This window comes from Kribbella sp. NPDC051137 (assembly GCF_040682535.1).
GTDB lineage: Bacteria > Actinomycetota > Actinomycetes > Propionibacteriales > Kribbellaceae > Kribbella > Kribbella karoonensis.
On the sequence record NZ_JBFBBI010000005.1, the window covers coordinates 906,405 to 931,121 of the forward strand.

Genomic DNA, 24,717 nt, shown 5'->3' on the forward strand with positions numbered 1-24,717 from the left:
TACTAGACAGTCCAGTTCTCTGCGCAGTACTGTACGGTCTAGTTCTAGGTGAGGAGAGAGCAATGAGCACTGTGACATCGGCTGACGGCACCACGATCGGCTTCGACGCGTACGGCGCCGGCCGCCCGCTGGTCCTCGTCGACGGCGCGACCGCGCACCGGGCCGTGAATCCGGTCAACGGCGAGGTCGGGCAGCTGCTGAGCGACGGGTTCCGGACGTACGCGTACGACCGGCGTGGGCGGGGCGAGAGCACCGACACCGCGCCGTACACGATCGCGCGCGAGATCGAGGACCTCGGCGCGCTGATCGAGGACGCTGGGCGGCCGGCGATCCTGTTCGGCTGGTCGTCGGGCTGCCTGCTGGCGCTGGACGCCGCGGCGGCCGGGCTGCCGGTCGCGGGTCTCGTACTGTTCGAGCCGCCGGTTGTCGTCGACGACGTACGGCCGCCGCTGCCGGCGGACTACGTCGAGCAGCTGGACGCGTTCGTCGCCGAGGGGCGCCGGGACAAGGCCGCCGAGCTGTTCATGACCGCGGCCGCCGGGATGCCCGCGGAGGCGGTCGCCGGGATGAAGCAGTCGCCGTACTGGGCACCGCTGGAGGAGATCGCGCACACGATCGCGTACGACGGCCGCATCATGGGCAGCACGATGTCCGGCGACCCGCTGCCGTCGGACCGCTGGGCGGACGTGAAGGTGCCGGTCCTGGTGCTGTACGGCGACAAGACCTGGCCGGCGCTGTCCGCCGGGGCGCGTGCGGTCGCGGACAATCTGCCGTCGGCAACACTGAAGGCGATTCCGGGCGAGAACCACTCGGCCGAGGCGGCGACGTTGGCGCCGGTACTGCGGGAGTTCGCGGACTTGACCTAGACAGCGCTCTAGCTTGTTGGATCTGGCGCATGGTGAATCTTGCGCTGGGCGCGATGGAGTACGGGACGCGGATCGACGAGGAGACCTCGTTCCGGTTGCTGGATGCGTTTGTGGACGCGGGCGGTGAGTGGATCGACACCGCGAACTGCTACGCGTTCTGGCAGCACCCGAGCGGACAGGGCGGTCAGAGCGAGGAGCTGCTCGGGCGGTGGCTCGCGCAGCGGCCCGGCGTACGGGACCGGATCAAGCTGGCGACGAAGGTCGGCTGCGAGCCGCTCTGGCCGGGCAGCTATCCGGAGCACTCGGAAGGCCTGAGCACAAAGGCGATCGACACGGCCCTCGAGACCTCGCTGCGGCGGCTGGGCGTCGACCACATCGACCTCTACTGGGCACACCGCGACGACCGGTCCACCCCGCTGGAGGAGACGGTCGCCGCCTTCGGCAAGCACGCCGAGAACGGCACCGTCGGCCGCATCGGCCTGTCGAACTACGCGCTCTGGCGGGTCGAACGGATGCGCGGCCTGGCCCTGGACCAAGGCGTCATGGGCCCGACTGCTCTCCAGCTGCGCTACTCGTACCTCCAGCCCCGCCCGTTCGTCCGCGACCACTCCCACGACCACCGGTTCGGCTGGATCACCGACGAGGTCCTGGACTACGCCGAAACCAACCCGGAGCAGCAACTGTTCGCGTACAGCCCCCTGATGTCCGGCACCTACGAGAACCGCCCCGACCGACCCCTCGACCCCGCCTTCACCCACCCCGGCACCACCCGCCGCCTGGAGGCCCTCAACGACGTCGCGTCCTCCCTCAACACGAGCCCTTCCGCAGTGGTCCTCGCCTGGCTCACCGGCGGCACCCCACCCGTCACCCCCATCGTCGGCATCAGCAAACCCACCTACCTCGAAACCGCCCTCACCGGCGCCCAACTACAACTCCCCACCTCCCACCGCCAACAACTCGACGAGGTGTGGTAAAGACCAGATTCCGGTCGGCCCCTTCACGCAGCGTGACGAGTGGCGTAAGGTACCGGATTCGACGGCTGTTCACGGTGATGCGGGCCTGTGGGGGGTCTGCCGGGACGAGCCCGTGGGGGACAACACATGGCAGAGGAAAGCTGGCATCAGGCGCGCCTGATACCGACATCCGGAATCAACGGCGCCGACGAGCAGGAGCGTCGAGCGACCTCGGCGCTCCTTGCGGTGATGTCGTCGGTGCGCGAGTTCGGCCGGGTTCTGACCCAGCCGTTGGGTGCGCCGGCCGGTCAACTGGAGACGTACATCGAGGTGCCGTTCCAGCTCGGCGAGCGACGACTCTATCCGGACGGCCTGCTGCGGGCGCGCCGCGGGCAGAAGGAATGGACAGCGCTCGTCGAGGTGAAGACCGGGGTCAACGCACTCGACGCCGAGCAACTCGAGGCCTACCTCGACATTGCTCGCGAACAGGCCTTCGACGCGGTCGTCACGATCTCGAACGAGATTCCTGCCATCGCCGGGATGCACCCGACCAAGGTCGACAAGCGCAAGCTCAAGCGCGTCGCTCTGCACCACTGGTCCTGGTCGATGATCCTGGCGGAAGCCGTCCTCCAGAAGGAACACCGAGGGGTCGCCGACCCCGACCAGGCGTGGATCCTCGGCGAGCTGATTCGCTACCTCGAACACCCGCGCTCCGGAGCTCTGCAGTTCGACGACATGGGGCCTTCCTGGGTGGCAACTCGGGAAGCAGTTGCCTCTGGCACGCTCCGCCCTGGTGACAAATGTGCTCCCGAGGTAGCCGGCCGGTTCGACGCACTGCTCAGATACGTCAGCCTGCAGCTCGGCAGGAAGCTGGGTGAGGACGTCACCCCGGCGCTGTCCCGCAAGGAACTTGCCGATCCCATGCTCCGATCGCAGGCACTCATCCAGTCGATGAGTACGCAAGGGACCCTGCAGGGAGCCATCAACATTCCGAACGCCGTCGGACCACTGGTCGTCACCGCTGACCTCCGGGCCGGCACGGTCACCTGCCACGTCGATATCGCAGCGCCGCGGGACGGGCGTGCCACGACGCGCGTCAACTGGCTGCTCCGGCAGCTGCGGCACGCGCCGGACGCGACCAGGATCGAGGCGTCCGTGATGCATGGTCGCGGCGCGGGTACGGCGGAACTTCTACGCGCCGTCCGTGATCAGCCGGTGTTGCTGATCGAGGACCCGAAGAAGGAACTGAGGTCGTTCCGGGTCGCGCTCGGATCGGCGCTCGGGAGCAAGCGCGGACGTGGGCGTGGATCGTTCATCGACTCGGTGGAGAACGCGATCGACGCCTTTTACGGCGACATCCTGCAGGACCTGCGAGCTTGGACAGCGGCGCCACCGCGGCTGCGGGAAAACCCGGAGCAGCCGGACGAACGCGCGGCGCTGACGTCGACGGCGTTGTCGTCGCAGGACGGAGCCGACACCGAGCAGCTGCAGCCCGAAGCTGTCGACCTGGCCGAGCCGACGCCGGAGGGCAGTCACGATGGGCCGGCGGACTCTACGATCCTCGATCAGCGGACACCGGCGGGTTTGGCGAGCCGGTCAGCCGAACCGGAGCCGTCCAGCTGAAGATCATCGCTTTCACCCTCCCGTTGGACCCGGGGTCGGTGAGATGGTTTGTAGGTGGACAGGGACAGGTTCTGGGGTCTGGTCGAGGAAGCGCGTGCCTCGGTGGATGACACTGTGGCTGATCCGGACGGGGTTGCGGATGCGTTGGCCAAGGTGCTGGGTGCCGAGCGGGCCGAGGTGATCGCCGGGTTCGGGACCGAGCTGGCGCGGTTGCAGGTCGAGTCGTACCGGTGGGACCTGTGGGCGGCGGCGTACCTGATCAACTCGGGTGCTTCGGAGGACGGGTTCGACTCGTTCCGGGGCTGGTTGATCGCGCAGGGGCGGGAGGTGTGGGACGCCGCGCTCGCGGACCCGGACTCGCTCGCCGACGTGGTGGACGAGGACCGGCCGGAAGGGTTCGAAGGCTTCGACGGGGAAGGGATGCTGCACGTCGGGAGTCACGCGTACAAGAACGCGACCGGCGACGAAACGGCGTACTGGAAGGCCGTCGACGCCGAGGCGCCGGACACCCCGGACGTGCCGGCCGGCGAGGAGATCGACTTCGACGACTCGGACGAGCTCCAGACGCATCTACCCCGCCTCGCAGCCCTCTATCTCGAAGCCTGACCACGCCCCGGCCGATTCAGCAGGACACTAGTTCTGCTTGCGTATCTCTTCGTTGATGCGAAGGGCCTCGGCGAGCTGGTCCTCCAAGATGATGATCCGGCAGGCCGCCTCCAGCGCAGTGCCCTGGTCCACCAGCTCGCGAGCGCGTGCGGCCAGCCGCAACTGATAGCGGGAGTAGCGGCGGTGGCCGCCCTCGGAGCGCTGCGGGGTGATCAGCTTGGCTTCGTCCAGGCTTCGCAGGAAGCCCGGCGTGGTGCCGAGCATCTCGGCGGCCCGGCCCATGGTGAAGGCGGGGTAGTCCTCATCGTCGAAATTGGCCGGGCCGGTGGTCGGGGTTGAACTCATCACTGTCTCCGTGTGCAGATTCGGGGCATCACACCTCCATGCCGATGGGCCCCGGTGCCGAAGCACCGGGGCCCTGGGGTTTATGGATTGTCACCATCAACCAGCCCTGAGGCCGGCCCTTACAGATCCGCAGCGCGCCGAAAGAAAAGCTGACCCTGCGGGACTACAACCTTGCGTAACCGAAGACCACCTCCCTTTGACGACCGCGGAACCCGCCCGGCGAAGTGCTGGCACAGGCGGGTATCCGACGGCTTGATCCTGACCTTCGTGTACCTCGTACCGCTACCTACTGGAACTACAACCAACTACTGCTACTGCGTACTTCCTACTGCTACTTCACCCGTCAAGCCTGGAACCCTTCTCAACCACCGGCTCCGGCCCGCATCGGGTCCTGGCGTGAAACCCGAGCCCCTTCACTGATCGGCTCGGCGGAGTCCGCCGTCCCACCTACTGCAACTTCCACAACTTTGGACAGGTCGGTAGCTGTCCGCCTCAGCTTCGATGTTGTTCTCTGTCGACATGAAGAACACTATCCCCCACCTCGCCAAATGTCTAATGTCGCCACCATAGATTTTGGGAACTCTTCAGCGGAGCTTCGCCGGGGCAAACTTCAGGCGGGTTCGCCGCTGAGCCGCTCGATGGCGTTGCGGAGGCGGCGGCGCCAGCCGGAGCGGCCGGCCTCGTCGTCGGCGGCTGCGAGGCTGACCAGGTGCTGGGCGGTCTCGAAGCCCTCGGCAATGGTGGGGGCCTCGGGCTCGAGCTCCCGGGTCGTCCACCCGAACCCGTCCGGCACCAGCAGCTCCGGCACCAGGGTCTCGTGACTGAGCGACGTCAGCTCTTTGTCACCGTTGCCGATGCTGAAGATCGTCGTACCGCGTTTCCGGACGTCGCTGATCCGCTCCAGCAGCGTGTCGGCCGGAGCGTCCTCGGCGACCACCAGCAACGACTCGCCACGACCGGCGTCGCGTAACCGGTCCAGCCCGATCGCCAGGTGCGGTGGCGCATCCGGGGGCGGTGCCCAGCGAACCAGCGACGGCCGCATGTCCTCGACGCCCGCCATGCGCAGCTCGTCGTCCAGGTGCGCCGTGAGGTGCCAGGGCTCCTCGTCCACCGGCCCGAACAGCATCAGCCCGCTCCGTCGCGTGGTGAACCGCCGTAGCGCGTACCCGAACTCCGTGGTCCGGTTACCCAGCTCGGTGCCGCTCAGCATCTCCCGGAGGAGTGAGGCCCTGGTGAGATCCACCAGTCCAACATCTCACGCCAAGCGGTCCGCCTTCGACTGCAAGTAGTGCCGCTCCGGCACACTCGTCGTACGCCGTGCCGCCAACAGGTAGCTCTCCCGCGCAGCAGCCAGATCACCCGCCATCTCGAGCAGGTGCGCGCGTACAGCCTCCAGCCGGTGGTTCATGCGGTCATCCGACGCGAGTGGCTCGAGTACGGCGAGACCTGCCTTCGGGCCGACCGCCATACCGACCGCTACCGCGTGGTTGAGCTTCACCATCGGGTTGTCGACCAGCTGCTCGAGTACGTCGTACAGCGCGACGATCTGGCGCCAGTCCGTCGCGTCCGCGCGCTCGGCCGTGTCGTGGACGGCAGCGATCGCCGCCTGCACCTGGTACGGCCCCAGCTGCGTCCGCGACAGCGCATCGCTCACCAGCGCCTCACCCTCGACGATGGCGGCCCGGTCCCACTTCGACCGGTCCTGCTCGGCGAGCGGGATCAGCGCCCCGTCCGGACCGGTACGAGCCGCCCGCCGCGCGTCGGTGAGCAGCATCAACGCCAACAGCCCGGCCACCTCGCCGTCGTCCGGCAGCAGCTTCCGGACGCCGCGCACCAGCCGGATCGCCTCGGTCGTGAGCTCCGCGCTGTGCAACGACGTACCGGACGAGGCCGTGTAGCCCTCGTTGAAGATCAGGTAGAGGACATGCAGTACGGCGCCCATCCGCTCGTCGCGCTCCCCCTCCGGGGGCATCTCGAACGTGCTGCCGGCCTGCTTGATGCTCCGCTTCGCCCGGCTGATCCGCTGCGCCATCGTCGATTCGGGGACCAGGAAGGCCGCCGCGATCTGCGCCGTACTGAGACCGCCGACGGCGCGCAGGGTCAGCGCGATCTGCGACGCCGCCGACAACGCCGGATGGCAGCAGAGGAACAGCAACGTCAGCGTGTCGTCCCGCCCGCCCGGGTCGTCGATCTCGGGGCCCGAGGCAACGAACTCCTCCGGCGCGGCGAGCTGCGCCGCGTTCTCCTCCCGACGCCGTCGCGCCGACTCGCTGCGGAGCAGGTCGGTGAGGCGCCGCGAGCCGACCCGGATCAGCCAGCCGCGCGGGTTGTCCGGCACGCCCTCTTCCGGCCACTGCTGCGCGGCCGCGAGCAGGGCCTCCTGTACGGCTTCCTCGGCCAGGTCGAAGTGGCCGTAGTGCCGGACGAGCGCGCTCAGCACCTGCGGCGCCTGCTCCCTCAGCAGCAGCTCGAAGTTGCTCACATCTCCAACCCGGACATGTCCATCACCGGTCGCACCTCCACGGCCACATACTCCGCGTCCGGCAGCCGGGCGGCGTACCCGATCGCCTGGTCGATGTCGTCGCACTCCACCAGGTAGAACCCGGCCAGGTGCTCCTTGGCCTCGGCGTACGGTCCGTCCGTGGTCGTCGCGGTCTCGTCGACCACCCGTACGGTCCGTGTCGTGATCGGGTCCGCCAGGCCGGCCGCACTGACCAGCAGGCCCTGGTCGGTGAGCTCCTGGGCCAGCGACTCGTGCGCCTGCACCAGGCCCTCGCGCTGCTCGGCGGACAGGCCTTCCCAGCTCTCGGCGTTGCTGTAGATCAGCAGCATGTACTTCACAGACACCATCCTGTCCCAGCGGAGGCCGGTGTGACCTCCAGTTACCAGGTACGTCGAAGCAGGTAGGCCGTACTTCGACAACGCCCGCTATGTCGAAGTACAGCAGGTCGGCACCGACGTACCGGGCGAGTGACGCTCAGCCGGGGTGTCCCGCCGTACTGGAGATGACTGATGGTGCTGGAATCGAAGCGCTGGGCGGCGCTCGCGTTGCTGTGTCTGACCGGGTTCATGATCATCCTCGACTCGTCGATCGTGCTGGTCGCGATCCCGTCGATCGAACGGGAGCTGACGTTCTCGACCGGCGGCGTGCAGTGGGTGCCCAGCGGGTACGCGCTGATGTTCGGCGGCCTGCTGTTGCTGGGCGGGCGAATCTCCGACTTGCTGGGACGCCGGCGCGTGTTCATGACCGGGCTGTTGCTGTTCGCTGCGGCCTCCCTGCTGTGCGGGTTCGCGTGGAGCGGCGACGCACTGGTGCTCGCCCGCGGGTTGCAGGGCGCTGCGGCCGCCGTACTGGCGCCCAGCGCGTTGTCGATCGTGATGACCACGTTCCCGTCGGGGCCGGACCGCAACAAGGCACTGGGGATCTGGGGCGCGACGAGTGGCGTGGGAGGTACTGCGGGCTCATTGATCGGTGGCCCTGTGACCGACGGGCTCGGCTGGCAGTGGATCTTCTTCATCAACGCGCCGGTGTGCGTGCTGGTCGTCGTACTCGCACCTCTACTGCTGCAGGACAGCCGTGGACCTGGTCGGCGTGGTTTCGACATCGCAGGTGCAGTCACGGTCACGGCGGCGCTCATTGTGCTCGTGTACGCCGTTATCCAAGCCCCTGCGTCGTCTGTGACCAGCACGGTGCTCCTGGTGCTGTTGTCGGCCCTCTTGTTCGTGCTGTTCGTCTACGTCGAGAAGCGGTCGACTGCACCGCTCGTGCCGCTGAGGATCTTCCGCTCGCGCGCACTGGTCGGTGGGAACCTCATCACGATCAGCTGGGGGCTGGCGGCGTTCGGCCTGAACTTCGTGTACACGCAGTACGCACAGCTCGCTCTCGGTGCGTCAGCAGTTCGCTACGGCCTCATGTCCGCAGTACTCGCGGCAACAGCAGTAGGCGGATCCATGGTCGGCCAGCACTTCGTCACCCGCGTCGGACCACGCACGGTCGCGTTCGTGTCGCTCCTGGTCGCGGGAGTCGGTACGACGCTGATGACCCGGCTCACCGTGACGTCCGGGTACTTCGAGCTGGCGTTCTGGGGTCTCACGATCTTCGGCGCCGGACTCGGTGCCGGTACGGTCGCCGGCTCGATCGCGTCGCTCAGCGACGTGGCGGGCGAGGACGCCGGCGTCGCGTCCGGTCTGCAGAACGCCAGCTTCCAGATCGGCGGCGCCGTCGGCGTCGCGGTGGTCTCCGCCGTCGCCACCGCCGGTACGTCGGGAACCACGCCGCTCGCGCTCACCCACGGATACCGGATCGCGTTCGCGACCGTGTGGGTGTTCATCGCGATCGGCGTCGCCGGATGCCTGCTGGTCAAACGACTGTTGGAGGTTCGCGGCGCGGACAGTGGGCACCGGAAAGCTGTCGCCACCAGGCGGCCGAGTTGAAGGAGGTCCCATGCTCATCGTCGGAGTGATCCTGCTGATCCTGGGGTTCGTTCTGAACATCTCGATCCTGTGGACGGTCGGCATCATCCTGCTGCTTGTCGGTGCGGTCTTCTGGATCCTCGGAGCGACCGGACGGGCGGTCGGCGGCAGACGCTACTGGTATTGATCGGGCGAACCCCGGAACCCCGCGGACCGGTCCGCGGGGTTCTGTCCGTCCCGGTGGCTACGGTGACCTCATGAAGTACGTCGTGATGATCTTCCGGAGCACCGACCGGCAGTGGACCGCCGAGGACGAGGCGGCGCTCAAGCGGCTGATCGCGCTCGAGCAGGAGCTGGCGACCTCCGGCGAGCTGATCAGTTCGGAAGGCCTGATGCCGCCGGAGCAAGCGCGGATCGTGCAGATCCGGGACGGCCGGCAGGTGGTCACCGACGGTCCGTTCGGCGAGGCGAAGGAGCAGCTGGCCGGGTTCTACCTGGTCGACGCGGCCGACGACGAGCACGCGCAGGCGCTCGCCGGGCGGGTGTCGGCCGCGGTCGGCGACCGGGTCGAGCTGCGCGCCACGGTCATCTGAACTTCGGGGCCCGCTTCCGGGTGAAGGCCTCGATCCCTTCGGCGAGTTCGCCGGACGCGATCGTCTCGCGGTACCGCCGTACCGCGGCCGGCTCCGGGTCGGCGCCGCTGAGCAACGCGTTGACGGACTCCTTGGCCGAACGGATCGTCAGCTGCGACCGCGACCCCAGCGTCGCCGCGAACGCCTCGGCCGCCGCCATCGGGTCGTCGGCGACCCGATCGACCAGGCCCTTCAGCGTGGCCTCGTCGGCGGTCAGCAACTCGCCGCTGAACAGCAGGTACTTCGTGGTGGCCGGACCGACGAGGTCGAGCAGCACCTTGATCGCGGCCGGCGGGTAGACGACACCGATCCGGGCCGGCGTCACGCCGAAGCTCGCGTCCGGGGCGGCGAACCGGAAGTCGCAGTTCACCGCGATCTCCAGACCACCGCCGATGCAGTGCCCGCGCACAACGGCCACCGTCGGCTTCGGGAACTCCCGCAGCGCGGCCTGGGCGCGCAGGTTGGCCGCCCGCAGCTCCGCCATCGGGTCGTCGGGATCGGCATCGGAGATCAGCTCCCGGATGTCGGCCCCGGCCGAGAAGCTCGGCCCTTCCCCGGTCACGAGCAGCACCTTGACCTCGTCGTCGACCGCCAACCCGGCGAGCAGCCCCGGCAACTCCTTCCACATCGCCCGGGTCAACGCGTTCCGCTTCGCCACCCGATCGATCACCAGCCGCGCGACCACACCACGCTCAACCCGGAGTTCCACCCGCGCAGTCAACCAGCAACCGCATCCGGTCCGCCGCGCCCTGGATCACACCCCTCCGTGTGATTCAGGCGGCGCGCCGGGCACGGGACTTGGCGCGCGCCATCCGCAGCAGATAGACCGGCGACGGCGGGATCCACCCGGCCTGCTTGGCGTGTCCGAGGTCGTCCCGGTTCGCCCAGTGCTCGAGGATCTTCCCGTCCCGGACCCGGAACCAGTGCGACTGCGTCGTCGCGAACTCCTGGCCGGTCGGCGGGAACACCGCCTCGACCTCGCCGCTCGCGGCGTAGTTCACGAACGGCCCGGCATGCCTGCCGCGCATCGTCGCGTGCACTGCCACCAGGTTGCCGTCAGCAACCACTTCGTGGATCTCGTGCACAAACCCCGGGAAGGCGGTCCGCAGCCAGAGCGCGGTCGCGTAGAACCCGGCCGGCCCGACGACGCGGCAGGCCGGCGGCTCGGCCACGGCCTCGCGGTTGACGCCTTCGGGGTGGATCAGAGCGTCGAAGTCGGCGCGTTCCCCGGAGGCCATGATGTGGATGCTGCGCACCGCGATCTCGCCCACTGTGGTGATGTCCATCGTCCCCCACCTAATTTGATACAGTTTGACTGTACCCAAAAGCATGGGATCGAGGATGACGGAAGTCAAGAGGCCGTACGACGCCACCGGGCGGCGCGAGCGAGCCCGGCAGCGGCGGCTGGACGTGGTGATCGCGGCGCAGGCGCTGTTCGAGGCGGACGGGTTCCAGGCGACCACGATCAGTGCGATCGCGAAGCAGGCCGGTGTCTCGGCGGAGAGCATCTACAAGGGCTTCGGCACCAAGGCCGCGCTGGCCAAGGCAGTGTTCGACTTCGTCATCGCCGGCGACGACGAGCCGGTCCCGGTCATGGACCGACCCGAGACGAAGCAGGTCCTCGACGAGCCCGACGTCCGCCGGAAGATCCAGCGGTACGTCGCCGGCGCCGTCTCGCGGCAGACCCGGTCCGCCCGCGTGCAGATCGCGATCCGCGACGGACGGCACGGCGACGACACGCTCCGCGCGACCTGGCAGTCCGTGCTCGACGAACGGCTGCGGGGGATGACGATCCTCGGCCGGCACTTCCTCGAGACCGGCGACCTGCGGCCGGGCATCACGCCCGACGAGGTCGCGGACGTGCTCTACACCTACATCTCGGTCGAGCTCTACGAGTTGCTCGTCCTGCAGCGCGGCTGGACTCCGGAGCAGTACGGCGACCACCTGGTCACGGCGATCACGGCGACGCTCTGTCCACCAAGCGTTTGATCTCGAACCGATTACTTCCGGATAGCGGGCAGATCACGGCGGAGGCCCGCCTGTGGATGTTCGTAATGCGTTAAGAGTCGAGGGCGATTCGAACCGGCGTGGCGATGTGTGCTTGACTCCTCCGGTCGATAACGTTTTGGTCTCGGCAGATTGGGTCTCGAAGTGGCAGGTCGACATAGTCAGGCGCGACACCGTCAGTCCCGTCCGAAGGTGTTGCAGCCGGGCATCGTGAAGGTTGCGATCCCGGGCGCGGCAGTGGCGATGGTGGCCTCCGGTTCGGCGGTCGCGTTCCCCAGCCAGCACGTTCAGCTCGATCCGTCGGTCGCCAGCTCGTCCCTGCAGCTGTCGCGCGACACCACGATCAGCCGGGACGCCCTGCGTCCGCCGATCAATCCGACCATGGCAACGCCGAGCAGCACGCCGAAGCCGACCGCGAGCCCGACGGCCAAGCACCTGAAGAAGCAGGCGCCGATCCCGAAGCCGACCGCCGCGAAGACCCGCGCCAGCCAGGAAGTGAAGGCGCCGCCGCCGGCGATCACCGGCACGAAGTACACCACCACGGACGTGAACCTCTGGTCCCTGCCACTCACCGGCATCCTGCTGGACGTGCTGCCGAAGGGCACCAAAGTCTCGGTCACCGGCAAGGTCGACGGCCTGTACGCCGAGGTCGTCAGCGACGGCAAGTCCCGCTGGGTGAAGTCGCAGTACCTGTCCGCCACCAAGCCGGTCGCGGACGCCGTCGCCGGCGCGATCTCGCAGGCCGCCTGCAAGTCCGGCTCCGCGATGGAGGACGGCCTGACCCCGGACGCGATCCGGGTGCACCGGGCGATCTGCGCGATGTATCCGGACATCACGTCGTACGGCGGTCTCCGGGCCGGCGACACCGGGTCCGAGCACGCGACCGGGCACGCGGTGGACATCATGATCAACAGCTCGTCGGAGGGCCAGGCGATCGCCGACTGGCTGAAGGCGAACTACAAGAAGCTCGGCGTCAGCCAGCTGATCTGGGAGCAGCACATCTGGACGGTGCAGCGCAGCAGCGAGGGATGGCGCGCGATGCCGGACCGCGGCAGCGCGACCGCCAACCACTACGACCACGTGCACGTGTCCGTCTACGGCAACTCCGGCACGGTCTGATCTGTCAGGGGCGGATGTTCGCGTTGAGGTGGAACAGGTTCGCCGGGTCGTAGGCCCGTTTCACCTCACGCAGCCGCCGCAGGTCCTTCGGGTCGTACGCCGTGTCCGCGCGGCCCGGGTCGCCGAGGAAGTTCACGAACGTCCGTCCCGAGCAGGGCAGGTCGGCTACTTCGCGGTCGATGATCAGCGAGTACGCCGCCGCGCGGTGCCCGACCGGTCCGGCGCCCGGCCCCGGGTGCGCCATCGCGCCGTCCCAGTGCCGGACCTCGACCGTCGCGTCCTCGAGTTCGGCGACGACGTCGATGACCTCGTCGGTCAGCGTGTCCAGGAAGTCCAGGTGCCGCGCGGGCGTGCCGCCCATCGCGGCGTCGGCGTACTCGATCGTCCGCAGCTCGCCCGCGAGGCGCGGGCCGGCCGTGGCGAAGAGCGGCTTCAGCAGGTGTTCGGCGAGCTCGGCGGGTCCGGCGTACAGGACCTTGATCGCGACGGCGCGCTGCTCGGTGCCGGGGACGCGGGTCAGGACCACGGCGGTGCTCAGCTCGTTCGGGATCGTCGCGGTCCAGTCGCGGTACCGGCGGAGGATCGCGGCGGCGCGGTCGATGCCGTAGTACACGATGCCGGCGTGCACCTCGCGGACCGGGTACAGGCGGAACTCGAGCGAGGTGACCACGCCGAAGTTGCCGGTGCCGCCGCGGATCGCCCAGAACAGGTCCGGGTGCTGCTCGGCGCTCGCGGTGACCAGGCGCCCGTCGGCGGTGACGACCTCGGCCCGTACGACGCTGTCGGCCGCGAAGCCGTACCTGCGGGCCAACCACCCGACGCCGCCGCCGAGCGTGTACCCGGTGACGCCGACGTCGCGGTGCGACCCGGACAACGGCGCGAGCCCGAACTGCCGGACGGCGTCCAGCACCGCGCCCCAGCGGGCACCCGGCGCGACCTTCGCGATCCGCCGCTCCGGGTCGATCAGCACGGTCGTCATCGACGTCGTCTTCAGCAGGATCCCGCCGTCCGCCGGTACCCGCGTCCCGTGCCCGGTCGCCTGCACCGCGATCGGGACGCCGTACTCCCGAGCGGTCCGTACGGCCGCCTGTACGTCGGTCCGCCCGTATGCCTCGGCCACCACGAGCGGGCGCGAGTCCACCGACGGAATCACCGACCGCCGCTGCTCGTCGTACTCCGCCTCACCCGGCAGCCGGACAGCCCCGTTGAACCCGGCCCCCAACAGCCCCGCCACCACATCCCGCGCACCCGCCACCACTGCCTGCGTCGACATCCGGTCCACTCCCTCGCCGTATCAGCTCCTGCCCATACGTCGAAGAGAAAGCTCTGATATCGACATGACCCACGACATCGAAGTCACCGGGACCACCGTCACCAAGCACTACACGTCCTGGTCCCGGGACGAACCCGCCCGCGAATGGACGGCGCTGTCCGTCCTCTCGCGGGCAGCTCCCGGCCTCACCCCAACCCCACTCGCGACCTCCGCACACTGGCTTCGCATGACCCGCGTGCCCGGCCACCCTCTGACCGCCCCACTCGCCCCCGCCCAACTCGCGGCTCTGGGCGATGCACTCGAGACCCTCTGGTCAGCTCCAACCGAAGATCTCGAGCCGATCGACCTGACACCGCTCGTCGAACGCACCCGCACCGGCCTTCAATCCCTCGCCACCACCGAAGGCGTCATCGCGGAAGCCGCCAGCACCTGGCTCGCCGACGAACCGCCACACCTCACAACCCGGGACCCGGTCCTGGCGCACGGCGATCCGAACCTCGCCAACTACCTCTGGGACGGCGTCCGCGTCCGCATCATCGACTTCGAGGACTCCGGTCAGGGCGACCGCACGGTGGAGCTGGCCAACCTCGTCGAGCACCTTGCCTGGCGAAACGCCGACCCCGCACCGCTGGTACGACGGTTCGCCCCCGACCCGCGGCGCTTCCAGGCAGCGCGTCGGCTGTGGTCGGGCTTCTGGCTGACACTGATCGGCCCTGGTGGCCCCAGCGCCCACCGGAACCCGCCAGGGACAGCGGAAGCCCAGGCCCGCCGCGTACTCAGGCTGGCAGCGGGACAACCTCCAGCCGCTCCACGTCCGCCAGGATGTCCAGCTCGGTGATCAGCCCGTCCGTGACGGTCACCGCCATAACACTCATCAGCCGACCGTTGACCACGGTGATCAGCCCAGGCGTCCCGTTGACCAGCGCAACCTGCAGGTACGGACCCATCCGGCTGAACATGAGCGCCTGCTCCACGACGGCCTTCGCCCCGCGCACCAGTTTCGACACAGCCGGACCGGCGTACTGCGCACTCGCCGCACCCGCGTCCGCACGCAGCAGCACCTCCGGGTCGAGCAACGCCAGCAACGCCTCGAAGTCCCCGCCCCGCGACGCCGCCATGAACGCCTCGACGATCGCCCGCTGCCGGCCGATGTCCCCGTCACTGGCCGGCGCACCCTGGACCCGACGCCGCGCCCGGCTGGCCAGCTGCCGGGTCGCGGCCGGCGACTTGTCCACAATCGTCGCGATGTCGTCGAACCCGACCCCGAACAGGTCGTGCAGCACGAACGCCAGCCGCTCGGCCGGCGACAACGTCTCCAGTACGACGAGCAACGCGAGCCCGATCGAATCCGCCTGCACCGCCTCGTCCTCCGGGCCCAACTCGCTCACGACGGGGTCCGGGACGTACGTGTCCAACGCGTCCTCGCGCCGCGACTTACGGCTGCGCAACATGTCCAGGCACACCCGCGACACCACCGTGGTCAGCCAGCCGCCCAGATTGCCGACGTCACTCACGTCGGTCCGGCTCAACCGCAGCCAGGCTTCCTGTACGGCGTCCTCTGCCTCCGCCAGCGACCCGAGCATCCGGTAAGCAACTGCCCGCAGGTGCCCGCGGTTCTCCTCGAACCGCAACGCCAACTGCTCATGCTCGTTCACTACTGCCCTCCTCAGAGCCCTGAAGGACCGGCCCGCGACAATGTGACAGCCAGGGTAAGGTGAAGGCATGTTCCAGCGCGCAGGTATGTGGTGGGCCGTCGACCAGACGGCCTGATCCCGCGCGTACCCACCCGGCCGTCTCCTGCGAGGCGGCCGTTGTCATGTTCTCCTCGTGGGCGGCCCCGCACCCTGAGGAATGCCGATGGCAACAACGCTCCGGACGTGGTCCGGTCTGATCTCCGCGCTCCTGGCCGGCTCCGACCTGTCGGCTGCGGACACAGGCTGGGCCATGGACCAGCTGGTGCTGGGCGAGGCGTCCCCGGCTCAGATCTCTGGGTTCCTGATCGCACTCCGCGCCAAGGGCGAGACCGCGGACGAGCTCAGCGGTCTGGCGACTGCCCTGCGCTCGCATGCGACGCCGGTGCGGATCGACGGGACGTTCGTCGACATCGTCGGCACGGGCGGCGACCGTACCGGTGCGGCCAACATCTCCACGATGGCCTCGGTGGTGGTCGCCGCTGCCGGCGTGACTGTGGTCAAACACGGCGGCCGAGCCGCTTCGTCGTCAGCCGCAGGCTCCAGCGACCTGGTCGAGCACCTGGGCGTTCCACTCGACCTGTCGCCGGCCGACGCAGCACAGATAGCGGCCGACGTCGGCCTGACCTATCTGTTCGCGCCACGGTTCAACCCGGCGCTCCGCGCGGCAGCCGTCGTACGACGTGAGCTGGCCGTACCCACTGCACTCAACGTGCTGGCACCGTTGCTGAACCCTGCTGACCCGCAGCACCAACTTGTGGGAGTCGCCAACGCCCGGATGCTTCCGGTCCTCGCAGAAGCCCTTGCTGCACAGGGCAGGTCGGCACTGGTCGCTCGGGGGGACGACGGGTTGGACAAGCTCACGACTACTGGGTACTCGCGGCTGTGGGTGGTACATGCCGGGTCTGCGTCAGAGGTGGTCTTCGACCCGCGTTCGCTCGGGCTTCGACCGTCCTCGCTCGCAGAGCTCCGTGGCGGCGACGCAGCGTTCAACGCGCGGCTGTTGTGCGGGCTGGTCGCCGGGGAGCGCGGGCCGGTGCGGGACGTCGTACTGCTGAATGCTGCTGCCGCGCTGGCGACGCTGAGCTTGGACTCGGGCCTGGAGCAGTTGCCGGACTGTTTCGAGCGCTGTCGGGAGGCCGTGGACAGCGGGCGAGCGGCCGCAGTACTGGATCGTTGGACCAGCCGGTCGTTAGCGTCCTGTCCGGCGTCTTAGTCGCCGGCGAGGCGCAGGATGGTTTCCGTGACCAGTTGCGGCTCGCGAAGGCTCGGGAAATGGTCGACACCGGGCATCCAGACGAACTCGCAGCCGGGGATCCGCGCCGACGTACCACCGGCGACGGCTGCGAGGATCGGACGGTCCTTGTCACCGACCATGACCACCGAGGGAACCTTGATGTCCTGCAAGCGGTCGTAGACGGGCGGCTCCTGCTGCAGGTACTCGTCCTGGTCGAACCACGCCGGGATGGCTGCCCGCAACTGGGCGACCACGGCGTCGTCAGAGCCCGCGGCCGCCCACTCCCGGAGACCTAGCTTCACGAGACCGTCGACGTCCCGCTCTTCTGCGAGTACGTCGTACCGTGCGTCGAGTTCGGGCTCCTCCGGCCAGGGAAAGCCAGGTACGCCCGGGCACAACAGCACCAGCCCGTGGACGCGTTCCGGGTGAGCCAGGGCGTAGCTGAGCGCCGTACCGCCACCCATCGAACAGCCGACGAGCAGGACTCGTTCCAGCTCCAGCTGGTCGAGCACTGTCTCCAGGTCGTGCAGCAGCGAGAACTGCTCCGTGGGCGCAGGCGATCGGCCGTAGCCGCGGACGTCGTACCGCAGGACACGGCGACCGTCGAGCCCTGGCAGCACCAGGTCCCAAACGTGGGAGTCTCCGATGCCTGGGTGCAGCAGCACGATCGGTACGCCGTCACCCGCCAGGTGCTCGGTCCACACCGTGTCCTGCCCCACCGGAATCGTCAGCTCCATGTCTTCAGCATGCCTGTCCGCAGGTGCCAGTGGCGACCGGCCTGTAGGTGTTCGACGAACGCCCGCCGCAGGGTGGTGTCTTGAGGCACAACCGTGAGGTCCAGGGGCCCAGGAGGTGTTGGGAGGTGCAGACCGAGGCGCATCAGCTCGCGGTCACCCTCGGTGGGGTCGTCTGGCGGCAGGTACGGGAGCAGGTCGAAGCGGGACTGGAAACGGATGATGTTGGAGTCAGGACGGAGGTACTCGCCCAGTTGCGGGTCCAGAAGCCAGGAATGACAGACGATGCCGGCCAGCGGCTCTTCCGGGTACCAGCGCCCGAAGTACTCCACGGCTGCGGCAACGGACGCCTCTGATTCGTGCGCGTCGAGCGGGCCGATCGGCGGGATGTGCAGCGACAGTAGATGCCCGGAGACACCGTCGCCGATCCCCAGGTGCGTACGCGTGAACGCATGCCGACCGATCTCGTAGTCAGCACCCCGGAACCGCAGCGGCGGGCTCCACAGCGGCATCAGCCCGACGCCTGGACGTCCGTGGATGTGCCGGTGCGTCCCCATCACTCCGCCGAGCGCGGACACTGTCGCCACGGTCACCTCCTCCGGTACGCCGCGTTCCGCGTGAAGCTCGCGCAGCCGGGGCAGATTCGCGAGCAACGCCCACGCGGCCGCGAACAAGCCTGTCGGCGAAGCGTCCTCCGGCACGGTCGGCCAACTCGTGAAGCCTGTGGACGGTACGGCGAGGCCCAGGTCGCGCTCGACCTCGGCGGCCAGCGTCGACGTCAACTCCCACCACTCCGGCTCCCGCTCCGGGTCCGGGCGCGCGGCGAGCATCGCACGACGGTCGTCCTGGGCAACCCCGCAGTACACCAGCATCTTCTCGGCGTTCTCGATCATCAGATCCATCCGTCGAGCCCACCACGGGCCGGAGCGTCCCGTCACGACTTTTGTGTCCGAGGTCACGGTTAGGCTCGCCGCGACAAGCTGACGAAGGAGTAGGAATGGCGAAGTTCGGGCAGTCCGACGACCTGCGAGGAGCCGAGTTCGCGGACGCGAACCTGAAGGGGTCACGGTTCGTCGAGTGCGACCTGACCGACGTGGTGATGCGCGGCGTCGACATCGGCGGTACGGACATCGACGCGCCGTGGCTGGCCGAGGCCGGCGCGAGTCTGGTCGTCAACGGCGTCGAGGTCGCGCCGTACGTCCAGGCCGAGCTCGACCGCCGGTTCCCGGGCCGGTCGGAGCGCCGCGCCGCGGACCCCGACGGACTCCGCGCCGCCTGGGCCGCCGTCGAAAAGGCCTGGTCCGCGGCCTGCGACCGCGCCGCGAGCATGCCCGACGGCACCGTCGACGCGTCGGTCGGCGGCGAGTGGTCCTTCGCCAAGACCCAGCGCCACCTCGTCCACGCCACCGACATGTGGATCGGTCGCTCCGTCCTCGGACGCGAGGACTTCCACCCCCTCGGCATCCGCTACGCCGAGGGCACCGACCCGGCCGACACCGCGCCGTACGCCGACGTCCTCGAGGCCCGCGCCGGCCGGATGGCCATGGTCCGCGACCTCCTCGCCACCATCACCTCGGACGAACTCGACGCTGCCCGCACCAGCCCCCACGGCCCGCATCCCCACACCACACGTTCCTGCCTGCACGTGATCCTCGGCGAAGAATGGGAACACCTCCGCTTCGCCACCCGCGACCTCGACACCCTCGCCGCCGGCGAGCCTGGCTGAGCCCGCCGGCAGCCCAGCCCTCAAATGTCCTTGTTGTCCGTGAGCATCGTCATCCCTCCCCTCCTGCTCACGACGGTAGGGAGCCGCGCTTACGAACCGCTTACCAGCGACTGACAGGTGCCGGGCCTACATCGTGGTGACCATGCCGCCGTCGATCAGTACGTCGGCGCCGGTGATGTTGGCTGCGGTGGACGAGGCAAGCAGCAGAACCACCTGGGCGACCTCGTCCGGATGCGTGAACCGCCTCGTGGGTGTATCGGCGACGGCGGCCTCACGGACCGTGGCAGCGTCCACGCCCTGCGCCCGGCTGAGCGTCTCCGCGACCCCGCCCGGTCCGAGCCAGAGTGCTGTCTCCACGGGGCCAGGGCTGACGGTGTTGACCCGGACGCCGGCAGGACCGAGTTCCTTGGACAGCGACTTGCAGAAGCTGCGAAGCGCCGCCTTCGCGGCGCTGTAGTCGATCACTCCCGGATCCGGCAGTGTGGCGTTGACCGAGCAGATCGTGACGATCGTTGACGGCGCCGAGCGGATGAGGTGCGGGAGTGCCGCCCGCGTCGCCCGTACGGCGGAGAGCAGGTTGACGTCCAGCGCCCACTGCCAGTCGGCGTCCGTGGTCGCCTGGAATCCCTCGGTGCGCGGCCGAACGCCGCCGACGTTGTTGACGAGGATGTCGATGCCGCCGAAGCGATTCACGGTTTCGTCCACGAGCGCCTGGCAGCCCGCCGTCGTCGTGAGATCGCCGAGCACCGAGACCGTACGGCCGTCCTCCGTCAACGAGGTCAGCTCCGCGGAACCACTGAGCGAGCCGGCGCCGACGAAGGCACCTTCGTCTCGGAGAGCACGAGCGACGGCCAGTCCGATGCCCCGGCCGGCACCCGTCACGACGGCGGTCCTGCCGTCCAGGCCGAGCTTCACAGTGCCTGCCCTCGCAGCCAGCCGAGGCAGGTCTCGGCGATCTCGCCCCACCCGGAGTCGATGACGAGCGAATGGCCGCGGTCGGGGAAGTCCTTCAGTTCAGTCACGGCGTCGGAGTGCCGGTACTGCTTCAGCGTCGCCCGGGTCACCGCCTCGGGAACGGTGTGGTCCTTCCCGCTGGCGATCAGCAGGAGCGGACCACGCCCCTGGTTCGCCGTGTCCACCTCGGCAGGCGAGTGCGGGGTGAAGTTGGCCGCCGCCGCCTCGAACAGGGGCCGGCCGGGCGCGGGGATGGTCCAGCGGTTGTACAGCTGGGCGGACTCTTCGTCGGACACCGCGTTGCCGAAGGCGAACTTGAACTGCTCGGCGGTCAGGGAGACGGCCCGGTGCTTGTTCGCCGGGTTCTTGAACACCGGCAGCGTCGCACGCAGTGCCGACAGCGGGACCGGCAGTACGCCCTTGATCTGGGCGGCGTCGATGGCGATCGCGGCTTTGGCACGGTCCTGCCCGAGGAGCTTCTGGGCGATCATCCCGCCGAACGAATGACCGATCAGGATCGGTGGTTCGGGCAGGCTTTCGATGATGCCGGCGAAGTGTGCGACCACGTCGTCGATACCGTGGTCCGCGATCGCCTCCGGGTCCCGGCGGGAGTCTTCGACGGTCTCGCCGTCGCCCGGCCAGCCCGGTGCCTGTGCGTCGTACCCCTCGTCGCGGAACCGTTCCAGCCACGGTTCCCACGACGTGGCGTGCAGCCACAGCCCGTGGATGAAAAGCACGGATGTTCCCACTGTCGGCTCCCTCGTCGTGCCGGGTGCCGGAGCGCACCGCGGTAGCTGCGACGCTATGGCTGCCGAGACGCTGCGCGCTTCAGTCGGATGACTGCCGATCGGTGAGTACGCCGGCCAACTGCTGGCGGCTGGTGACGCCGAGCTTGGGGAACAGCCGGTAGAGGTGCGAACCGATCGTGCGGTGGGACAGGAAGAGCCGCTGGCCGATCTCTCGGTTGGACAGCCCTTGCGCGGCAAGTTCGGCGATCTGCGCCTCCTGTGGGGACAGCTGATCGCGCCCGCTGGCGGTCGGCTGCCAGCCGCGCTCACCCGTCGCTCGCAGTTCCTGGTCGGCGCGCGCCGCCCACGGCTTGGCACCGAGCGCGTCGAAGGCGGTTCGGGCCGCACGCAGCGGATCGCGGGACTCGGTGACCCGTCGCTGACGGCGCAGCCAGGTGCCGTAGCCGAGCTGCAGCCGAGCCTGGTGCCAGGGGAACGGGCGCGCCGCACCGGAGAGCGCGTCACGGTACAGGTCCTCGGCGGCCGCGTCGTCGGCCAGCACGGCTCGGCAGTACTCCAGCGCGATCGTCGTACCGATCGCGGGGGAACCTGTGGCCTGCGACTCGAGGGCGTCGACCGCACTCCGCGCCTCGTCACGAACGCCGCTGCGGGTGGCCGCTTCGACGAGGTAGCTGATCGTCCACAGCTGCTGCACCCGCTGGTACGCGGAGTCGGTGGGTACGAACACGCGATGCAGCTCCGCGTAGGCCTGGCTGGGTCGATCCGCGGCGAGTTCTCCCAGGCCACGGGCGAGCTGCGCGCCGGCCAGCAGGGACGAGCTCGCGTTCGGTAGTTGAAGTGCCGTCTGTTCGGCCTGGAGGAGGAACGCGGGCGGCGTACCCCAGCGTCCGCCGACGGCGTCGATGAATGCCGTTGCGATCCGCGCCGTACCGGCCCACACCCGCTGGCCGGTCTCGTCCCCCAGCCGGACGCCCTCGTCGGCCGACCGGGCCGCGTCGAAGACACCGAGGTTGATCTCTGCCCACGAGCGGATCGCGAGCGCCTCCGCCAGCAGGCTCAGCCGCCCGTCGGCGCGCAGGTCGTGGACGGCGGTCGAGAGGAACGACTCCGCGCGCAGGAAGTCACCGGCGCAGAACGCCGCGATGCCGAGCAGAGCGGCGACGTCCGCCCGGTCACCGTCGTCCGGCGGTGTCAGGTCCAGCTGGTGGATGACCGACGCGCTCAGTTCGAGCGAGTCGGCGAGGCCGAGCACGGCCAGCACCCGGGGATCGCCGGACGGCACCGCAACATCGTGCGTGGCGCTGACGATGTCCCGCCGTACCGTGTCACCCGGATCGCGCCACCACACCCGGCGAGCGGCTCCGAACAGCAGTTGCATGGCCAGGTCCGCGTCGCCTTCGCCGGAAGCGCGTCGCGCCAGCTGCACCAGGTGGCGGATCTCGGTCGGCTCACTGGTCGCGCCGTCGTGGAAGACACCGGTCAGCCGGGTGAGCCGGGACCGATCCCGCGGGCGCAGGGTTGTCCGGGCGACCCGGGAGGTCACTTGCTCGACCTGGGCGAACCGTCCGAGTTGGTAACCCAGTTCGGCAGCACTGATCAGCCGTGCGGCCTCGTCCAGCGGGTCGGGGCTGAGTGCCGCCGCTCGCTCGAGCCTGGACAACGCGGTCGCGAACGCTCCTCGGCGTTGCGCCTCGGCCGCCGCTCGTTCGAGCTCCGCGGCGACGGCTTCGTCACGCCCGGCCACCGCACCGGCCCGATGCCAGACGGCTCGGTCCGCCGCACCCGACAGGACCGTCGCCAGCGCGGCGTGCACCTGCCGCCGCCGGTCATGCGTCATCGCGCGGCGAAGTGCGGAGCCGATCAGCGGATGGGCGATCGCGTAGTTCGGCCCTGACAGCGTGAGCAGGCCGACGTCGAGCACCCGCCGTACGGCGTCAGTGTCGACAGCGGTCCCGGCGACGACCGCGGCCGCGGCGAGCACCGGGTCGAGTTCGTCGCCGTCGTCCAACGCGGCCACGTCGGCCAGCGCGCGGCCGACCGGATCCAGCTCGTCGGCGCGAGCGGTGAAGGCGCGCTCCAGCCGCGTGGTCATGGGCAGTTCCTCGTCCGTACCGGTCTCCGGCGTACTCGCGAACTCGATCAGCGCGAGCGGGTTGCCGGCGGCCTGCGCGACGATCCGGTCGCGGTACGCCTGGTTCAGGTCGGGTGCGTGGTACCGCAACAGGGAGTGCGAGACGTCCGCCGGCAGTCCCTCGATCCGGATCCAGGTGGTCGTCCGATCGTCGCCGAGAAGCCACGACTCCGATGCCGACGTACTGAGCAGAACCACCCTCTCCGTGGCGATCCGTCGGGCCATGAACGCCAGGGTGTCGACGGAGGCGCGGTCCATCCACTGCAGGTCGTCGAGGCAGACGAGGACCGGAGCCTCGGCGGCCGCCTCGACCAGCAGGTCCAGCACCGCCAGCGAGGTGAAGAACGGATTGACGTCGCGTGCCTCGACCAGCCCGAAACAGGCAAGTAGCGACTGTCGTTGGGGTGCCGGCATGCCTGACAGGCGTGGCAGCACCGGTGCGAGCAACTGGTGCAGTACGGCGTACGGCAGTTGCGACTCCGACTGGATGCCGCGGGCGCGCAGCACGGTGAAGCCCGCGGCCTCGGCGTACGTCGCGATCCCGGCCTGCAGGGCGCTCTTGCCGACGCCCGGCTCACCGCTGAGTCCGATCGAGTCGCCGCCGCCGTCCACCTCGTCGAGATAGTGCTGCAGCTGGCGCAGAACCCCCTCGCGACCGAAGAGCCGTCCGACACCGGTCACCGTCATGAACAGAGCATGCGCTGCCAGATGCGTTCCGGCCAAGCAGATGCAGTCGTTGGTTCAGTCATCGTCCTCAAGCGTGCGCCCACCGGCCGGACGAGGGTCGAGGAAACAATCCCGACCTCCGTCTCCGAGGAGCACTTGATGACGAGCCGACCCACGATTGCCTTCGTCCACGGCGCGTTCGCCGACTCCAGCAGTTGGTCGGCGACCATCGCGGCACTGGATGCCGCGAAGTACCCGGTCATTGCGATTCCCAACCAGCTTCGCGGGCTCGCCGGCGACGCCCGGTACGTCCGCAGCATCCTGGCGACCATCGACGGGCCCGTCGTCCTCGTCGGTCATTCGTACGGCGGTGCCGTGATCGGCGAGGCGGCCCGCGACCTGGCCGGCGTCGCGGCGCTCGTGTTCGTGGCGGCGTACATCCTTGACGAAGGGGAGAGCATCGCGACCGTCCTCGACCCGCAGCGATTTGCGGGCGGCCTGCTCGGGCCGGACACGACGCTCGAACGGCCGTTCGACGACGGCGATGATCTCTACATCACCACTGAGCACTTCGCGAAGGTCTTCGCCGCCGACCTCCCCGAGGAGCAGACGCGGCTGATGTCGTATGAGCAGCGACCGCTGTCACTGAGCGCCTTGACCGGTGTCGCGGCCGCACGCCCCGCGTGGCACGACAAGCCGTCCTGGGCCTTGATCGCCGAGCACGACAACGCGATCCCACCGGACGGCCAACGCTGGATGGCCCAACGAGCCGCCGCAACCCTCGGCTCGGTCGCCTCCTCGCACGCCGTCATGCTGTCGCAACCGGCAGCCGTCACCGAGACCATCCTCGAAGCGGCCAGGTCCGTGACAGCAGACACCTGACACAGCGGAGGGCGTGGTGTTGTGGTTCAGGACATCGGCGACAGGTGTCTCACGACATAGGCGACACGTGTCTCGGGTGATCGGCGACAGGCGTGGTGGGCTGGATGCTC

General features: G+C 69.1%; 26 protein-coding genes. 13 read left to right on the forward strand and 13 right to left on the reverse strand.

Annotated elements, in window-relative coordinates; all coding sequences use genetic code 11:
* Positions 1–62: 62 nt before the first annotated feature.
* The 4 genes from AB0M51_RS30385 (at position 63) to AB0M51_RS30400 (ending at position 4,048) form a co-directional block, all read left to right on the forward strand.
* Complete coding sequence (locus AB0M51_RS30385) at positions 63–866, forward strand: alpha/beta hydrolase (protein WP_344188965.1); 804 nt, start codon at positions 63–65, stop codon at positions 864–866.
* A gap of 29 nt (positions 867–895) precedes the next feature.
* A complete protein-coding gene (locus AB0M51_RS30390) occupies positions 896–1,840 on the forward strand; it encodes an aldo/keto reductase (RefSeq protein WP_363751481.1) in 945 nt (314 codons plus the stop codon).
* Between the two features lie 126 nt (positions 1,841–1,966).
* Entirely contained in the window at positions 1,967–3,442 is a 1,476-nt protein-coding gene (locus tag AB0M51_RS30395) for a hypothetical protein (protein ID WP_363751483.1), read from the forward strand.
* Between the two features lie 54 nt (positions 3,443–3,496).
* Entirely contained in the window at positions 3,497–4,048 is a 552-nt protein-coding gene (locus AB0M51_RS30400; RefSeq protein ID WP_363751485.1) for a DUF4240 domain-containing protein, read from the forward strand.
* 27 nt (positions 4,049–4,075) lie between these two features.
* On the opposite strand, the gene AB0M51_RS30405 is transcribed toward AB0M51_RS30400, so the two are convergent.
* From AB0M51_RS30405 to AB0M51_RS30420, 4 genes are all read right to left on the reverse strand, one after another.
* Positions 4,076–4,393 carry a MerR family transcriptional regulator gene (locus tag AB0M51_RS30405; protein ID WP_344188962.1) on the reverse strand — a complete coding sequence of 106 codons (318 nt, stop codon included), beginning with the start codon at positions 4,391–4,393 and terminating at the stop codon, positions 4,076–4,078.
* A 610-nt stretch (positions 4,394–5,003) separates the two neighbouring features.
* Positions 5,004–5,636: a hypothetical protein gene (locus AB0M51_RS30410; RefSeq protein ID WP_344188961.1), complete on the reverse strand. Its 633-nt coding sequence runs from the start codon at positions 5,634–5,636 to the stop codon at positions 5,004–5,006.
* A 12-nt stretch (positions 5,637–5,648) separates the two neighbouring features.
* A complete protein-coding gene (locus tag AB0M51_RS30415) occupies positions 5,649–6,875 on the reverse strand; it encodes a DUF6596 domain-containing protein (protein WP_344188960.1) in 1,227 nt (408 codons plus the stop codon).
* Positions 6,872–7,225: a YciI family protein gene (locus tag AB0M51_RS30420; protein ID WP_344189592.1), complete on the reverse strand. Its 354-nt coding sequence runs from the start codon at positions 7,223–7,225 to the stop codon at positions 6,872–6,874. The genes AB0M51_RS30415 and AB0M51_RS30420 overlap by 4 nt, the downstream gene beginning before the upstream one ends.
* 180 nt (positions 7,226–7,405) lie before the next feature.
* Between AB0M51_RS30420 and AB0M51_RS30425 the strand changes: the two genes are divergently transcribed.
* The 3 genes from AB0M51_RS30425 (at position 7,406) to AB0M51_RS30435 (ending at position 9,399) form a co-directional block, all read left to right on the forward strand.
* A complete protein-coding gene (locus AB0M51_RS30425; RefSeq protein WP_344188959.1) occupies positions 7,406–8,827 on the forward strand; it encodes an MFS transporter in 1,422 nt (473 codons plus the stop codon).
* A 10-nt stretch (positions 8,828–8,837) separates the two neighbouring features.
* The gene (locus AB0M51_RS30430) at positions 8,838–8,993 is read left to right on the forward strand and encodes a DUF6131 family protein (protein WP_344188958.1); all 156 of its coding nucleotides are present in this window, start codon (positions 8,838–8,840) and stop codon (positions 8,991–8,993) included.
* A gap of 70 nt (positions 8,994–9,063) precedes the next feature.
* Entirely contained in the window at positions 9,064–9,399 is a 336-nt protein-coding gene (locus AB0M51_RS30435) for a YciI family protein (RefSeq protein WP_344188957.1), read from the forward strand.
* Here AB0M51_RS30435 and AB0M51_RS30440 read toward each other — a convergent pair.
* Positions 9,392–10,147 carry an enoyl-CoA hydratase/isomerase family protein gene (locus tag AB0M51_RS30440; RefSeq protein ID WP_344188956.1) on the reverse strand — a complete coding sequence of 252 codons (756 nt, stop codon included), beginning with the start codon at positions 10,145–10,147 and terminating at the stop codon, positions 9,392–9,394. The genes AB0M51_RS30435 and AB0M51_RS30440 overlap by 8 nt on opposite strands.
* A 64-nt stretch (positions 10,148–10,211) precedes the next feature.
* Positions 10,212–10,724, reverse strand: coding sequence for an ester cyclase (locus AB0M51_RS30445; protein ID WP_363751489.1), 513 nt, complete (start codon positions 10,722–10,724; stop codon positions 10,212–10,214).
* A 55-nt stretch (positions 10,725–10,779) separates the two neighbouring features.
* On the opposite strand from AB0M51_RS30445, the gene AB0M51_RS30450 reads away from it, so the two are divergent.
* Positions 10,780–11,427, forward strand: coding sequence for a helix-turn-helix domain-containing protein (locus tag AB0M51_RS30450; RefSeq protein ID WP_363751491.1), 648 nt, complete (start codon positions 10,780–10,782; stop codon positions 11,425–11,427).
* Between the two features lie 210 nt (positions 11,428–11,637).
* A complete protein-coding gene (locus tag AB0M51_RS30455; RefSeq protein ID WP_344188954.1) occupies positions 11,638–12,564 on the forward strand; it encodes an SH3 domain-containing protein in 927 nt (308 codons plus the stop codon).
* A 4-nt stretch (positions 12,565–12,568) separates the two neighbouring features.
* Here AB0M51_RS30455 and AB0M51_RS30460 read toward each other — a convergent pair whose 3' ends face one another.
* Positions 12,569–13,837 (reverse strand): FAD-binding oxidoreductase, encoded by a 1,269-nt coding sequence (locus AB0M51_RS30460; RefSeq protein ID WP_344188953.1) that lies wholly within the window; start codon positions 13,835–13,837, stop codon positions 12,569–12,571.
* A gap of 64 nt (positions 13,838–13,901) precedes the next feature.
* Here AB0M51_RS30460 and AB0M51_RS30465 point away from each other — a divergent pair, with 64 nt between their 5' ends.
* Complete coding sequence (locus tag AB0M51_RS30465) at positions 13,902–14,675, forward strand: aminoglycoside phosphotransferase family protein (protein ID WP_344188952.1); 774 nt, start codon at positions 13,902–13,904, stop codon at positions 14,673–14,675.
* Here AB0M51_RS30465 and sigJ read toward each other — a convergent pair.
* On the reverse strand, positions 14,614–15,492 hold the full coding sequence (sigJ, locus tag AB0M51_RS30470) for an RNA polymerase sigma factor SigJ (RefSeq protein WP_344188951.1): 879 nt from the start codon (positions 15,490–15,492) through the stop codon (positions 14,614–14,616). The two genes, AB0M51_RS30465 and sigJ, sit on opposite strands and share 62 nt — an antisense overlap.
* Before the next feature lie 202 nt (positions 15,493–15,694).
* Here sigJ and trpD point away from each other — a divergent pair, with 202 nt between their 5' ends.
* The gene (gene trpD, locus AB0M51_RS30475; protein WP_344188950.1) at positions 15,695–16,744 is read left to right on the forward strand and encodes an anthranilate phosphoribosyltransferase; all 1,050 of its coding nucleotides are present in this window, start codon (positions 15,695–15,697) and stop codon (positions 16,742–16,744) included.
* On the opposite strand, the gene AB0M51_RS30480 is transcribed toward trpD, so the two are convergent.
* Complete coding sequence (locus tag AB0M51_RS30480) at positions 16,741–17,502, reverse strand: alpha/beta hydrolase (protein WP_344188949.1); 762 nt, start codon at positions 17,500–17,502, stop codon at positions 16,741–16,743. The genes trpD and AB0M51_RS30480 overlap by 4 nt on opposite strands.
* Complete coding sequence (locus AB0M51_RS30485; protein WP_344188948.1) at positions 17,493–18,401, reverse strand: acyltransferase domain-containing protein; 909 nt, start codon at positions 18,399–18,401, stop codon at positions 17,493–17,495. The genes AB0M51_RS30480 and AB0M51_RS30485 overlap by 10 nt, the downstream gene beginning before the upstream one ends.
* A gap of 95 nt (positions 18,402–18,496) precedes the next feature.
* Between AB0M51_RS30485 and AB0M51_RS30490 the strand changes: the two genes are divergently transcribed.
* On the forward strand, positions 18,497–19,225 hold the full coding sequence (locus tag AB0M51_RS30490; RefSeq protein WP_344188947.1) for a DinB family protein: 729 nt from the start codon (positions 18,497–18,499) through the stop codon (positions 19,223–19,225).
* A 126-nt stretch (positions 19,226–19,351) separates the two neighbouring features.
* Here the strand turns inward: AB0M51_RS30490 and AB0M51_RS30495 are convergent, their stop codons facing one another.
* The 3 genes from AB0M51_RS30495 to AB0M51_RS30505 all read right to left on the reverse strand — a co-directional run bounded on the left by AB0M51_RS30495 (position 19,352) and on the right by AB0M51_RS30505 (position 23,746).
* A complete protein-coding gene (locus AB0M51_RS30495) occupies positions 19,352–20,140 on the reverse strand; it encodes an SDR family oxidoreductase (RefSeq protein WP_344188946.1) in 789 nt (262 codons plus the stop codon).
* Entirely contained in the window at positions 20,137–20,928 is a 792-nt protein-coding gene (locus tag AB0M51_RS30500; protein WP_344188945.1) for an alpha/beta hydrolase, read from the reverse strand. Before AB0M51_RS30500 ends, AB0M51_RS30495 begins: the two co-directional genes overlap by 4 nt.
* Positions 20,929–21,007: 79 nt before the next feature.
* Positions 21,008–23,746: an AAA family ATPase gene (locus tag AB0M51_RS30505; RefSeq protein WP_344188944.1), complete on the reverse strand. Its 2,739-nt coding sequence runs from the start codon at positions 23,744–23,746 to the stop codon at positions 21,008–21,010.
* Between the two features lie 138 nt (positions 23,747–23,884).
* Here AB0M51_RS30505 and AB0M51_RS30510 point away from each other — a divergent pair, with 138 nt between their 5' ends.
* Positions 23,885–24,607 (forward strand): alpha/beta hydrolase, encoded by a 723-nt coding sequence (locus AB0M51_RS30510; RefSeq protein WP_363751497.1) that lies wholly within the window; start codon positions 23,885–23,887, stop codon positions 24,605–24,607.
* Positions 24,608–24,717: the final 110 nt, after the last annotated feature.